Annotated in this window: 5 protein-coding genes; 3 read left to right on the forward strand and 2 right to left on the reverse strand. The window is 68.0% G+C overall.

Annotated elements, in window-relative coordinates:
• Positions 1–19: 19 nt before the first annotated feature.
• Both ESZ52_RS08075 and mobF read right to left on the reverse strand, forming a co-directional pair.
• The gene (locus tag ESZ52_RS08075) at positions 20–394 is read right to left on the reverse strand and encodes an ArsR/SmtB family transcription factor (protein ID WP_131104479.1); all 375 of its coding nucleotides are present in this window, start codon (positions 392–394) and stop codon (positions 20–22) included.
• Between the two features lie 698 nt (positions 395–1,092).
• Entirely contained in the window at positions 1,093–6,822 is a 5,730-nt protein-coding gene (gene mobF, locus ESZ52_RS08080; protein ID WP_131104480.1) for a MobF family relaxase, read from the reverse strand.
• A 1,422-nt stretch (positions 6,823–8,244) separates the two neighbouring features.
• On the opposite strand from mobF, the gene ESZ52_RS08085 reads away from it, so the two are divergent.
• The 3 genes from ESZ52_RS08085 to ESZ52_RS08095 all read left to right on the forward strand — a co-directional run bounded on the left by ESZ52_RS08085 (position 8,245) and on the right by ESZ52_RS08095 (position 14,623).
• Positions 8,245–10,194 (forward strand): type I restriction-modification system subunit M, encoded by a 1,950-nt coding sequence (locus ESZ52_RS08085; RefSeq protein WP_131104481.1) that lies wholly within the window; start codon positions 8,245–8,247, stop codon positions 10,192–10,194.
• Positions 10,195–10,361: 167 nt separating this feature from the next.
• The gene (locus ESZ52_RS08090; protein WP_181009884.1) at positions 10,362–11,486 is read left to right on the forward strand and encodes a restriction endonuclease subunit S; all 1,125 of its coding nucleotides are present in this window, start codon (positions 10,362–10,364) and stop codon (positions 11,484–11,486) included.
• The gene (locus ESZ52_RS08095) at positions 11,486–14,623 is read left to right on the forward strand and encodes a type I restriction endonuclease subunit R (RefSeq protein ID WP_131104483.1); all 3,138 of its coding nucleotides are present in this window, start codon (positions 11,486–11,488) and stop codon (positions 14,621–14,623) included. The genes ESZ52_RS08090 and ESZ52_RS08095 overlap by 1 nt, the downstream gene beginning before the upstream one ends.
• Positions 14,624–14,639 lie beyond the last annotated feature (16 nt).

Here is a 14,639-nt window from a genome sequence, read left to right on the forward strand (position 1 = left end):
AGGGCTGGTGCCGGCTGCGTCAGCAGCAGCGGGCTGCGGCGGTGTCGACCTGCAGGTCGAGGAAGCCACGCACCCGCTCCAGGGACTCGGGCCGCACCGTGTAGTGCACCCACCGGCCCCGCTTGTCCCGATCGACCAGCCCGGCGTCATGCAGCTTGCGCATGTGGAAGGACAGCGTCGGCTGGCTGATCCCCAGCGCGGTCGGCAGGTGGCACGCGCAGGCGGTGCCGGACTCCGACTCGGCCAGGTACTGCAGCAGCCGCACCCGGGTCGGGTCGGCCAGCGCCTTGAACACCTGCGCCAGGTCCTCGGCCAGGTCCCTGGCCAGCAGCACGCAGTCGGTCCCGGGGCAGCAGACGTCGCCAGCGGTAGGCAGCGTGGCGGACTCAGGCATCTCCCCAGGCCACCCCTCGCATAGGCGATCGTCCATACAACGGTCGGCTTTCGCGACAGATACCCCTGACAGTGGGGCGCTCCGAAACATCCGACTCTCGGCGGATCCGGTCTGTCACGCACCTCCGGTGGGGGGTGGTGTGTGGCGGGAAGTCTGGGTAGTCAGCGTCTAGGGCGTCGGTCCTTCGTGCCTTTCTGGGGCTTGACCGGCCCATCGTTCGTCTTCAGGCCGTGACTGTGTTCTGTGGTTCGGGGCGTTGCTCTGCTTGAAGGGCATTGCATTGGAGGGATCGGGGACGGCCGCGGCGGGGGCCGGGAGCCGTGGTCTGCCGGCGGCGTGCGCGGTGGCGGCCAGAACGAGAAGGAGCAGTTCGTCGTCTAGGCCGGACAGGTCGTTGGACAGGTCTACCGGATGCTTGCTCGTGCCCATGGAGACTGCGATGTTCAGGAAGCGTCTTTCGCCTCCGGAGAAGACGCCGAGCTCGTCGTGGAGTCGGTCCCAGTCGACGCAGCAGAGTGAGGAGGAGGGCCAAGGGCGCTCGATCCACGGCTGTGTCTCGCGGGCGAAGCGTCCGCCTTTGGCTCGGATGAGTAGTTCGACGGCTGCCTCGGTGGGGTAGTCGCCTTTGGCCCATGCCCTGAGCTCTGGTGCGGGGACAGTCATGATGGTGACTCCTTACTGGGTGGGGGGTTTCCTGGTCACCGCGGTACGCCCCTGGAGCGGTCTTGTCCGAGGGTGAGGATGCGGTGGTCTTCGTCTCGGTGGGTAGGTCTGCTGCTCTTCGGGGCGAGGAGGGGGCCTGGCGCCGTTGTGGTGGCGTAGGTGGCGAGGCGGTAGCGCAGCGCCTGTGCCGGGCGGGAGGACACCAGGGGCTCGTCGGTGATGCTGGCTCGGGCCAGGGCCTGGACGTCGTGGCCTTCGTCATGCAGGTGCTGCATGACGTGGGCCAGGGCCGGCCAGTCCTCCTGGGCGGCGAGGCGGGGGTCCAGCCGGGCGGCGGTGGCGGCCCAGCGCCGTTCCGGGGTCTGCAGCGCGGCTGCCTCGAGCCGGGCACGCACATCGCGGGTGGTGTCCAGCTGCTGTGTGGCCACCGCGTGCGGGTCGTCGTGCCAGGCGCGGATGGCCTGGTGCAGGGCGCGGCGGGTGGTCTCCTCGTCGATGCCGAGCCGGTCGGCAATCTCGATACAGGTGCGGTCCCAGCTGGACGGGTCGGCGGTGGCCAGCACCCGCGCGGCCGGCTCGAGTGCCTCGTCGGCGGGCAGGTTGGTCAGCCGCTCTTGCAGCAGGACCTCGGCCAGGTGGGAGGAGCCCAGGATTACGCCGGTCACGGCGGCGGCGCCCTGGTCGTGAAGCATGTCTGCGGGGTCCGTGCCCTCGGGCAGGGCCGCGGCGAAGGTGGGGATGTTGTGCTGGGCGAGGAGCCAGTGGGCCCGCTCGGCGGCCAAGCGGCCGGCCAGGTCGGCGTCGGTGGCCACGATGACCGGGCCGCCGAACTGGGCCAGCTGCGCGGCCTGGTCAACGGTGAGGGCGGTGCCCAGCGGAGCCACCCCGACGTACATCCCGCGGGTGGCCAGGGTGATGGCGTGCGCGTCCATCGGGCCCTCGACGAGCACCGCGGTGCCCCCGCCCGCCAGAAGACCGGCGTCGGCGACGTAGAGCTGGTGACCCTTGGCGAACAGGGGCGTGGTGGGGGTGTTGAGGTACTTCGGTCCCGCGTGCGGGGCACCCTCACCGACGGAGGGGTTGCGGCGGCCGACGAAGCCGAGCACCTGCCCGCGGGTGTCGGTGATGGGGAAGACGGCCCGGTCGCGGAACCGGTCGATGAGGCGGCCGTCCTTGGTGGTGGTGGCCAGCCCGGTGGTGAGCAACTCGGTGTCGGTGACGCCTCGGGCGCCCAGATGGTCGGCCAGCCGGGTCCACCCGGTCGGGGCGTACCCGGGGCGGACGTGCGGGTGGCCGGCCACATCGCGACCGAACCGGCTGGCGAGATAGTCGCGGGCCCAGCCACCGGCGGTCAGCTGCTGCTCGTAATAATCGAGCGCCATCGCGTTGACCTGCGCCAGCCGGTCCACCGGAACCGGTGACTCCTGCGCCCGCGCCCAGTGGTCGTAGGCCCGGTCCAGGTCCGCGTCGTTCGGGTCCAGCGGCCCCACGAACCGGCGGTACTGCGCGGCCAGAGCCAGGCCGACGTTCACCTCTGCCTGGGCCAGGTCGTCCTGCTGGTCGGAGGAGCCGCTGGCGGGGGTAGCGGCGGTCATGGTGTCGAGGTGCTCGCGGTACTCGGCGTCGGTGGCCTGCACCGAGACTGGGTGCGGGTCGAGGGCGGCTGCGGCCAGTTCGAGGTCCTTCTCCTGGGGACCGAGGCTCTGGTGCAGGTGGGTCGGGTCGTCCAGGAGGGTGCTGATGGTCCAAGTCATGGCCGCGGCGTCGTCGACGTCGGCATCGGCGGCGGGGGCGGTGGCGACCAAATCGTCCAGGGGCCAGCCGCGCTGCAGGGCGTGGTCGACGGTGGTGACTAGGACCGGCCACCAGGGGCTGGCCTGCATCGCGCGGGCCCGGTCGTCCCCGAGCTTGCTGGCCAGGGCCGGCACCCATTCGGTGGACAGGAGCTGGTCGGCGCCGACGGTGGTGTCGACGGCCGGGGACAGGTGCTCGGCGACGCGCCACCAGAGCGCGGCCGCGGCGTGGTCGTCGGGCACTGCCCGGGTGGCGGCGGCCGCCCTGACCAGGGTGGCGGCGTCGACGCCGGCCCGGGTGGCTGCGGCCAGGCGCTCGGCCAGGATCGGGGCGAAGGCGTCCTTGACCGCGCCCGGGGCGACATCTGCCAGCAGCGGACCCCACTCGGTCAGGGCGGGGGAGCGGTCACCTTGGATCTGGGACCGCAACTTCCGCTGGTAGGTGGCCGCTGCCTTGGCGGCGTGGGCCGGGCCGGTGGGCCGTAGGTCCGTGGCCTCGACCTGGTTCGCCGCCCGCCAGACGGCGACCTTGGCGAACACGTCGTCGGGCGGGCGAGCAGTTCCTTGTGCAGCCCACGCGGGCGCGGGTGCGGTGACCGCGTGCTCGGCGACGTCCTGGGCGAGGTCGGTGACCCGCTGGGCGCGGGCGACCAGGTAGGGCCCCCAGGTCGGGTCGGAGGACAAGGTGGCGGGGATGCCGGGGATCCATGGCAGCGGCCCGCGGGCGGTGTTGCGCATCCCGGAGTCGTCCAGGCGCCAGTCAACCGTGGCGGCGGGGTCGGCGGCGGTGTCGACCTCCCGCGCGGTCGTCGCGCCGGTCAACACCTGCACCGGGTCCTGTCCACCGGCGGCGATGAGGGTCAGGTGTGCCCGCAGGGTCGGCCACGCCGGCGCGTCCGTCATGCCGGGCACTAGGTGCTCGGCGGCCTCGTCGAGCTGCTGGAGGCGCTCGGTGCCGACCGTGGTGGCGGCGGCGGTGTAGAGCGCGTCGACGTACCGGGCGGTCGACTCACCGAGCAGCACGGCTGGGTCGTCGGCCTCGCGCAGCAGGGTGGACGCCGAGGCCGGTGCCTCGTCCCGGGCCAGGATGGCCTCGAGCAGGTCGGTGGCGGTGCGCGGACTGACCGTGGACGGCTTGACCGCGTCGTGCTCATCCCCGGTGCCAACCACCTCCAGGTAGACGTGGTTGGCGTCCCGGCCGCGGGTCATCATCGTGTACAGCTGCTGCCGCGACTCCGCGCCCGTAGCGAGCCCGTGGGTGACGTCGACCGACACTCCTTGCGCGGTGTGCACGGTGGAGGCGTACCCGAGCTCGACGTTGGCAGCGACGTAGTCGGCCGGCAGGACGATCTTGCGGTTGGTGCGGGTGTGCTGCACGACCAGGGCGCGGTCGTCGGTGTCCAGCACGGTCCACCGGTCACCGTTCTTGACCCAGTCGGTCGGGGCCGTCTGCAGGCGGCGGTCGTTGCGGCGGGTGATCACGGTGTCCCCGACCGAGGCGTGGTTGCCGTCGGACAGGGCGACCTCGCCGGTCGGCCGGGGTGATCCTTGCAGGCGGTGGTCACGGGCACGCTGGTTGAGGTCGGCGACCAGCTCCCGGGTGGGGGCCAGCATGATCGCGTCCTTGCCCTTCGCGCGGTCGGCGGACCAGGCACCGAAGACCTCTTCGGTCATGGTGGCCAGGTCACCGACGTGCACCCGCCCGGCATCCAGGTAGAACCCCAGCGCGGAGGGGCGACCGTCGCGCAGCTCCAAGGAGGCGCCGCCCTCGGCGACCCCGCTGAAGCGCATCAGCTCCGTCAGGTGCAGGGCACCGTGGGTGGCGCGGATGTCCCGCAGCACCCCTCCGGCGCCGACCGCCGCCAGCTGCTGGTCATCCCCGACCAGCCGCACAGACGCACCCCGGGAGGTGATGAACTGCACGGCCTTGTCCAGGGACAGGGTGTCGACCATCCCGGCCTCGTCGACGACCACCAGGGTCGACTCGTCGACGTCCGTGGCCCACTGCGGCAGGTGCTCGGGGTCGTGCTCGAGGTGCCAGACCAGCTTGGCCAGGGTGTCGGCCTGGGTGCCGGCGTTCTCCCGCAGGACCGCGGCGGCGGCCGCGGACGGGGCGAGCCCGACGACGGTGCCACCGGAGGACTCCCAGGCCCGGGCCAGGGCCCGCATGGCGGTGGTCTTGCCCGACCCGGCCGGCGCGATCGCCAGCTGCAGCCGCGCCCCGGAGGCTGCCATGCCCTTGACCAGGGCGGCCTGGCCGGCGTTGAAAGCCACCCCGTTGGCGACCGACTCCAGCAGAGCCATGTCGATGTCCTGCTCGCAGGCGCGGCCCCCGTCGAACCGGCCGGCGGCGGCGACCAGGCGTTGCTCGGCCTCCAGGATGGCGGTGGAGGTGAACAGCTGTGATCCGGCGACGGTGTAGACGCTGGCCCCGTTGGCCCGGCGCAGCGGCTCCGGCTCGCTGATCGGATCGGCTTTGGCCGACGTCATCGCCGTGCTATGCGCCAGCGCCGCCTGCGTGAGCTGCTCGACCAGGTCCTCGACCTGCTCGAGCGGGACGTCCGCGGCGCGGACGCGCCGCTGGGCCTCGGCGCGCACGTGCCACACCTGCCACGTCGACCGGGCCCCCTGCACGGTGTCCACCACACGCGCTGCGGCCCGCTCGACCCACGCCTCGTCGACGCTCTCACCGAGCCCGTGCGTGCCGGCCCCGGACAAGGCCGCATCCACCATCGAGGCCAACGCATCCTGGCCGCCGAGCACGGCCAGAGCCTGCACCTGCCAGGTCTGGCGCTGCTGCGCTTCGGAGCGGGGTTCGTGCTTGGCGTCACGGGTCTCCAGGGTGGCCTGCTGCGCCAGCTGAATGGACTCGATCGGGGTCGGCGGCCGGCCGTGCTGGGCCTGGAACGCCTGGGCCAGTTCGCTGCGCCGCGCCTGGATGCTGGCCCGCCGGGTCGACCACACCTCGTTCAGCCGGTCATCGACACCAACGACCTCGCGCACCGGCCGCTTGCGGGCCTCCGGTCCCGTGGTCGGGGTCCTCGGGGCGAAGGTGAGCCCCAGCGGGCGCAGGTGCTTCTCCAGGGCCGTGTTGTACGCCTCGGAGGCGGAGACCATCGCCTTGAACAGGACCCGCCCATCGATGGACAACCACCGTCCATCGGTCACGGTCTGCACCTTGTTCGCGACCGCGACGTGGGTGTGCAGGTCCGGGTCCCCCGCGCGGGAGTCGCGGTGGGTGAACGCCGCGGCGACCAAGCCGCGCACGTCCACCTGCTGCACGCCCTGCTTGCCGGTGCGGGTGAACAGCGCGTGCTTCTCGACATAGTCCAGGGCGTCCCGGACAGACGCCTGGTGCGCGGCCTCGATCTGCAGGGCCAGGGGACGATCAGCCACCGCCCACAACGTGGAAACTGACTTCACGGGGGAGAAGGTCAGGTCGAACCCGGCGACGGCGGTGGTCCGCGGTCGCGACTGCTTGGCGATCAGCCCGGCCAGCTCCCGCTCATCGAAAGGCTCGCGTCCGTGCTCGGCGCCGAACATCTCCAGGGCCACCTGGGTCCGGATCCTCGCCCGTTCCTCAACCGGGATCGAGTGGTCCACCGGCAACCCGAGCGCCGTGTTGTGCTTCTCGAACCGGCGCGCCACCTCGATCCGGAACGGGGTCACGTCACCCCGTCCTGCGTACACGGGAAATGGCTGTCCCAGGCTCTGCCCGGCAGCATCGCCGAGGGGGTGCTCCCCGGTGCCAAACAACCGAGTCATCTGCTCGGGCGTGACCTCATCCGCGGCCTTCAGTCCGTGGAGGCCCGCCACCCCGGTACCGACCCAGACGCCCGGCGCCTCGCCCTTCGCGGCGTAGTACCCGGCCAGCCCGGAGTGACCGACTTCGGTCGCGTCCTGCCTAGCGACCTGCCGGGTCAGGTAGTCATACCCCGACCCAGCCGTCAGCTTGTGGATCGACGCGGTCACACCCCCGTATGCGCCATCGACCCGCCCGCCGGGTCCACGAGTACCCCGGTCCTATGACCGCCACGATGCCAAGACGACCGCACAGGACGCCCTGCTGGCGACCGTTTCAGGACCGTCGACCGGCCAGGGACGCAGTCGCATCAGATGCAACTCCTACCGGATCGGGCCGCTGGTGCAAGAGGTGTATCGGTGTTGAGCGCAGCAAAGCAGGGGGAGGGACGTTGAGGCCTGAACGCGTCGATCGAGGGGAGCATGCTCGGACTCGTGGGCCCGGGACAGGTCCGTGCTTCGCATAAGGGGTATGGAAGCTCGAACCGAGAGGGCGTGGTGAGGATGTCGGATCAGGGGGCCGCTCAGCTGGCGCGACTGGCAGCACGGGAAGCACGAGCTCGCGTCCGGGCCGAACGTGCAGAGAGGGAGAAGCGTCTGGCGCGGGCCGGCGAGAAGGTGGCCGTCGAGCTCGCCCGACGAGACGCAGCCGTCGCTGAGCATGAACTACGCGCAGGGGAGGCTCTGCGACTCATGGTCGAGGATGAAGGGCTTTCGGTGCGAGATGCCCTGGCGTGGTGCGGCGTGGCCGGACTGTCCTCACGGCAAGCACTCCGGATGATGCGCCAGCTTCAAACCGGCGGCATGAATCGTGGCGGAGTTGAGGCGCGAGACGGGAACTCGATGACGCCTCGTGAGGGCCCATGAGGCAGTTGCCACCATTCGGCCCGAGGCGTCAATGGCAGAAATCCGCGCACCTGTACTTGCGGGATCGGGGGTGGGAGGATCTGGCTGGTGACGGTCCCGGTCTGTGGACGACCGCAGGTCTATGCTTCAGACGAAGGATGATGACGAACGTGAGCACAGGTGATGACGACGTTGTGAAGATCGGCGCCTCCAGGAGCCACGAGCGGATTAAGCTGAATGCTGTGGAGGATGCTGCGGCTGTCCTAGAACGTGCAGTCGCCCAGGAGCGCCAGGCACGTGATGCCCGTGATCGAGCAGTTCGTGCCGCTGTCAAGGCCGGCGTAAGACCCTCGGCGGTTGCCCGTGCTGCCGGCATCACTCCTGGACGGGTAACGCACCTAACCCTGGCTCCGCGCCCCTGACCGGTGCCCGCCGGCCGTATCGGCTGCAGGAACTCAGGTGGTGGTCGCCGCCGGTCAATCCGAGTCAGAACCGTGAAGAACCAAGATTGTCGCCCGTCAGGGGGTCTACGCGACGCGTCGGACTGTGAGATTGGCGTGAGACGGGGCAGCGTTGCCGCACGTCGGGGCATTCAGGATCGGAGGTGGTGTCCGATCCTGGACGGCGTTCACTCCCGCTGCCTGCTCGCCCCTGGGAACGGGGCTGTCAGCGGCCGCAGGTAGTTTAGGTGGTCTGAGAGAGCCCGACGCTGCAGCGGAGCACGTCGGCACCGTATGAGGGAGATGGATGAGCCAGCTGGCCAACTTCGTGTGGAGCATCGCTGATCAGCTCAGAGGGGTGTACAAGCCGAACCAGTACGGCAACGTCATCCTGCCGATGACGATCCTGCGCCGGATGGAGTGTGTCCTGGCCCCGCACCGGGACACCATCGGCAAACTGGCTGGCCTGGCTCAGGGCGAGACGCTCGAGCTGTTGGTGCGCGACCGGACCGGGTTGTCGTTCTACAACACCTCCCCGTACACGCTGGCCACGATCCTGGAGGAGCCGGAGAATCTGCGGAACAACCTGCGGGCCTACCTGGACGCGTTCTCGGGGAACGTGGCCGACCTGTTCGGCAACTACAAGTTCGACCAAGAGATCGACACCCTGGACACCAACGACCGGCTCTACCTGGTATTGGACCGTTTCGCCACGATCGACCTCGGACCCCAGGCCCTGACGAACGCGCAGATGGGCACGATGTTCGAGGAGCTCATCCGTCGCTTCGCCGCCGCCTCGAACGAGACCGCGGGCGAGCACTTCACACCCAGGGACGCGGTCCGCCTGCTCGTGGACCTGCTGGTGGAACCGGACGGCGATGTCCTGACCGGGCCGGTCGTGCGGACCGTCTACGACCCCACCGCGGGAACCGGCGGCATGCTGTCCGTCCTTGATGAGCGGCTGACCGAGATGAACCCCGCGGCCGAGGTGGTCATGTACGGCCAGGAACTGAACGCCCAGTCCTACGCCATCTGCAAGTCCGAGCTCATCGGCAAGGGCCAGGACGCCAACAACATCGCCCTGGGTGACACCCTGGCCAACGACCACCACCTGGAGCGCACCTTCGACTACGTCCTGTCGAATCCGCCCTACGGGGGCGACTGGAAGGCCTCCCAGGCCGCTGTCCGCTCAGAGGCGCAGAACATGGCCGGGGGTGGACGGTTCCCCGGTGGCCTGCCAGCCGTCAGCGACGGGCAGATGTTGTTCCTGCAGGTGGTCGCCTCCAAGCTGCGACCGGCCTCCGAAGGTGGTGGCCGGGCCGGGATCGTGCTCAACGGGTCACCCCTGTTCACTGGAGGAGCCGAGTCAGGCCCGTCCAACATCCGCCGGTACCTGCTCGAGGCGGACCTGGTCGACGCCATCGTGGCCTTGCCGACCGACATGTTCTACAACACCGGCATCTCGACATACATGTGGGTACTCGACAACGCCAAGTCGGAGGAGCGTCGCGGCAAGGTTCAGCTCATCGACGCACGGACCTTTTACACCAAGCTCCGCCGCAACCTGGGGTCGAAGAACAGGGAGATCGGCGACCAGGACCGAGAGCGCATCCTGCGCATCTACAGCGCCTTCGACGACCAAACCGAGGACGACGAGCGCTACTCGAAGGTCCTCGAGCCGCGGGACTTCGGGTACCACGAGATCACCGTCGAACAACCCATGCAGCTACGCTTCGAGATCACCGATGAGACCCTCGCCGTGGTTACCGCCACGCAGCAGGTGCAGAAGCTCTCGGAGGAGAACCGGTCCGCGCTCCTGGCCGCCCTGGAGTCACTGCGGGGGCAGGTATGGATGGACCGCGCCCAGTTCGTATCCGCCCTTCGGAAGGCAAGCAAGAACGCCGGGTTCGTTCTCACCACGCCCCTGGTCAAGGTCCTCTGGCAGAGAATCGGCGTCCACGACGAGACGGCTGTAATTACACGAGACAAGCACGGCAACCCCGAGCCCGACACGGCCCTGCGCGACACCGAGGTGGTGCCGTTCGACCGCGACATCGATGAGTACTTCGATATGGAGGTCAAGCCGCACGTTCCGGATGCCTGGATCGACCACGCCAAGACGAAGGTCGGATACGAGATCCCGTTCACCCGGTTGTTCTACACCTACGTCCCGCCCCGCTCGCTTGAAGAGATCGACGCCGAGCTCGACCAGCTCGCCAAGGACATCGTCGAACTGCTGCAGGTGGTCGAAGGATGAAGCCGAGGAGCCGAGAGACCGGTCATGAGTGGCTGCCTCGTGTCCCCGAGAACTGGGGCTTCGTTCCCATCACTGCGGCCTTCTCACCGCGAAACCAGTCGAGCAGGCCGGAAGATGAGCACCTGACCCCATCGCAGAGGCACGGCGTGATGCCGCAAAGTGAGTACATGGCGCTCACCGGCGGCAGGGTAGTCCTGAATCTCACTGGCGCAGACAAGATGAAGCACGTCGAGCCCGGCGACGTGATCAGCCACCTGAGGTCGTTCCAGGGAGGCTTGGAGACAAGCGCTGTGAGGGGGAAGGTGAGCCAGGCGTACACCGTTGTCTCACCCCGACCAGGCATCCATAGCGGTTACTTCCGGCACCTGTTCAAGTCGGACAGGTACATCCAAGCGCTTAGGGTGACGACCAACCAGTTGCGAGACGGCCAGTCGATCCGCCTGAACGAGCTCCGGAAGGTCCCGCTGCCCCTCCCTCCATACGCCGAGCAGGTCGCCATCGCGGACTATCTGGATCGGGAGACGGCGCAGATCGACGCGCTTATCGAGAAGCAGCACGCGCTGATCGACCGACTGCGCGAGCGGCGGCAACTCACCGTCTTCCGTCTCGCCCTCGGGCAGGAGAACACTCAAGAGGAGGGCGATGCCTGGTACCTGTCGCCCCCCGCCCACTGGGCCATCGACAAGCTCGGGCGGCACGCTTTGATCAGGAACGGCTCCACGCCAAGGCGCGATGAGCATCGCTACTGGGCCGAGGGTCACCACCCGTGGCTGAACAGTTCGTTCGTCAACCTCGACGAGGTCGTTGAAGCCGATCAGTTCGTTACTGACGCTGCGTTGGAGGAGTGCCATCTTCCGATGCTCGCGCCGGGTGCGGTTCTCATTGGGATCACGGGCCAGGGCAAGACGCGGGGGATGGCTGCGCTCCTTCAGATGCGTGCCACCATCAACCAGCACGTCGCCGCAGTCATCCCGGATGAGTCCTACTGGGACTCCCGATACCTCACTCACCTGATGCGGGCCGCGTATGGCGAACTGCGGTTCATGAGCGATGAAGGCGGGAGCACCAGGGGTGCAATCACCTGTGCCGATCTTCACGCCTTCCGCGTGCCACGTCCACCACTCGATGAGCAGCGGGACATCAGTAGGCGTATCGATCAAGAGACCGCCCGGACCGACGCTTTGATGGCGAAGGCGGAGCGGTTCATCGAGCTGGCGCGGGAGCGTCGCTCGGCGCTCATCACTGCGGCCGTCACCGGTCAGATCGACGTGGAGAACGCGAGGGCTGCCTGATGGCTCAGCACAAGGAGAGCGTGTTCGAGGCCGAGTTGTGCGAGCATCTGGCAGCCCACGGCTGGCTCTACTCATCGAACGACGCAGGGTATGACCGTGACCGGGCACTGTTTCCGGACGATCTGCTCGGGTGGCTCGAGGAGACGCAGCGGGAGACGTACGAGTCGATCGTCAAGCCATCGATGTCGGACAAGCAACGTAGGGGTGCGCAAGAGAAGATTTTGGACCGGGCGGTCAAGGTTCTCGACAGCCCATTGACCCACGACGGGGGGACGCTGAACCTGCTGCGTGGTGGGTTCAAGGTCGGCACTTCGAAGCGTCTGGACATGTCCTATCCGCGACCGGCGACGTCGTTGAACCCGCGGGCTGCGCAGTTGTACGGCCTGACGCGGGTGCGGGTGATGCGGCAGGTGCACTTCTCGCCCCGTGGTAATGAGACCGTGGATCTAGTGTTGTTCGTCAATGGGGTTCCGGTGGCCACGGTGGAGCTGAAGACGGACTTCACGCAGAGCGTCCAGGACGCGATGGCGCAGTACCGGGCGCGTGACCCGAAGTCGTCACCGTTGTTCGAGTGGGGGACCCGGGCCGTCGTGCACTTCGCAGTGTCCAACGCCAAGGTGTGGATGACGACCAAGCTGGCCGGGAAGGACACCCGGTTCCTACCGTTCAACAGGGGCGACCAAGGACGGTCGGGCAACCCGGTCAACCCGAACGGATCGGCTACGTCCTACCTGTGGGAGCAGATCTGGAACAAGGACACGTGGCTGGACATCATTCTGAGGTTCGCGCACGTGGAGACCTCCACCCAGCTGGATCCCACCGGACGTCCACGCAGGTCCTCCACGTTGATCTTCCCGCGGTACCACCAGTGGGAGGCCGTTACGAAGATCCTGGCTGACGCCCGGGCTTTGGGGGCGGGACAGTCGTACTTGATTGAGCATTCGGCCGGGTCGGGCAAGACCCGCACGATCGCCTGGACGGCGCACCGGCTTCTGTCCCTGCACGACGAGCACGACGAGAAGATCTTCGACTCGGTGATCGTGGTGACCGATCGGACCGTGCTGGATGACCAGCTGCAGGCGGCGATCAAGGAGATCGAGCGGACGACCGGGACGGTGCTGGCGATCGACCGGCAAGCCATGGGAGCGCACGGGGCGACGTCGAAGTCTCAGTTGCTGCGCCAAGGTCTGCTCGGTGGTCGCAAGATCATCGTGGTGACCTTACAGACGTTCCCGGCGGCGCTGGAGCTGCTGCACGATGACGACACACTGGCCGGGCGCAGGTACGCGGTGATCGCCGACGAGGCGCATTCGTCACAAACGGGGTCAGCTGCCGCCAAGTTGAAGAAGGTGCTGTCCCCGACTGAGCTGGCTGACCTGGATGACGGGGGTGAGGTCGACACCGAGGACTTGCTTGCTGCGGAGATGGAGGGGCGTGCCCGACCCGAGCACGTCAGTTTCCTGGCGTTCACCGCCACCCCGAAGGGCAAGACGTTGCAGCTGTTCGGCCGTCCCGGACAGGAGCGGGATGAGAAGTCAGGGGAGCCGATCCCGGTCTCGTTCCACCTGTACCCGATGCAGCAGGCGATCGAGGAGGGGTTCATCCTCGACGTGCTGCGTAACTTCACCAACTACGACACCGCGTTCGAGCTGGCGATCAAGGTGGAGAAGAGCGGGCAGGAACTCGTGGGGCAGGACCCCGAGGTCGAGGAGGTGCTGGTCGACCAGCACGCCGCGACCAAGGGCCTGATCCGGTGGGTCAAGCTGCACCCGACCAACATCGCGCAGAAGGTGCAGATCATCGTCGAGCACTACCGGGCCAACATCGCCCACCTGCTGGAGGGCAAAGCCAAGGCCATGGTGGTCACCGATTCGCGCAAGGCTGCCGTCCGGTACAAGGTCGCGATGGACGCTTACATCGCAAAGATGGGCTACCAGGGTCTGGCGACCCTGGTGGCGTTCTCCGGCGAGGTTGACGACCCCGAGACCGGCCCAGAGAAGTTCACCGGGGCCAACATGAACCCCTTGGTGAAGGGCAACCTGGCTTCAGCGTTCGCCGGGGACGCGTTCCAGGTGATGATCGTGGCCAACAAGTACCAGACCGGGTTCGACCAGCCGTTACTGTGCGCGATGTACGTGGACCGGCAATTGTCCGGAGTGACGGCCGTGCAGACCCTGTCCCGGCTGAACCGGACCTTCCCCGGCAAGAGCGACACCTACGTCCTGGACTTCGTCAACACCGAGCAAGACATCCTGGACGCGTTCCGTCCCTACTACGCCGGTGCCCGCCTGGAGGCGGTCACCGACCCCGACCTCATCCACGACCTGCAGAACAAGCTCGACATCTCCGGCATCTACACCACCGAGGAGGTCGATGCAGTGGTCGAGGCGTGGGTGCACCAGAAGGGCAACAACGCCCTCAGCGGTGCCCTGGCACCGGTCGTGCACCGGTTCAAGTCGGACTACGCCGCGGCGATGCGGGCCGATGACCGGACCCGGCTGGATGAGCTGGACATGTTCCGCAAGGACATGCGTTCCTTCATCAACCTGTACGACTTCATGTCCCAGATCGTGGAGTTCGGAGACACCGAGCCGTTCCGCCGGTCCATCTTCTACCGGCTGCTCGAGCCCCTGATCCACGTCGACAACCACACCCCCACGACCGACCTGTCCGGTATCGACCTGGTCGCGATCAAGCAGAAACACCAGGGCACCACCGACCTGGTCATCGACGAGACCAAACCGGTCAGGCCCACCACCGCTGCCGGGTCCGGCAGTGTGCGGGAGATGAAGAAGGGGCCATTGGCCGAGGTGGTCGCCCGACTGAACGAGCTGTTCGGTGATGAGGACTTCACGATCGAGCAGCAGGAGACCTGGCTGGAGGGGTTGATCCGGACCTTGCTGGAGGACGAGCAGGTACGGGAGCAGGCCGAGCACAACACCAAGGGACAGTTCCTGGCCAGCCCGACCCTGCGGACCAAGGTTCTGCTGGCGGTGCTGGACAACCAACAGGCACACGCCAAGATGAGCGACATCATCCACCAGGGCGGCCGACCAGAGAAGGTTCTCGTCGAGATGACCGGCGAGCTGGTCCACCATATGGTCAATGACCCGGCCCTCGCCGGTGATCTCGCGTGAGGCCCCTGGTGCGAGG

The organism is Ornithinimicrobium sufpigmenti, assembly GCF_004322775.1.
Taxonomy (GTDB): Bacteria; Actinomycetota; Actinomycetes; order Actinomycetales; family Dermatophilaceae; genus Ornithinicoccus; species Ornithinicoccus sufpigmenti.

What these genes read in the sequence shown, in the direction of transcription:
- ESZ52_RS08075 (WP_131104479.1), bottom strand. Translation starts at nt 394, where the DNA reads ATGCCTGAGTCCGCCACGCTGCCTACCGCTGGCGACGTCTGCTGCCCC.
- ESZ52_RS08085 (WP_131104481.1), top strand. Translation starts at nt 8,245, where the DNA reads ATGAGCCAGCTGGCCAACTTCGTGTGGAGCATCGCTGATCAGCTCAGA.
- ESZ52_RS08090 (WP_181009884.1), top strand. Translation starts at nt 10,362, where the DNA reads ATGGCGCTCACCGGCGGCAGGGTAGTCCTGAATCTCACTGGCGCAGAC.
- ESZ52_RS08095 (WP_131104483.1), top strand. Translation starts at nt 11,486, where the DNA reads ATGGCTCAGCACAAGGAGAGCGTGTTCGAGGCCGAGTTGTGCGAGCAT.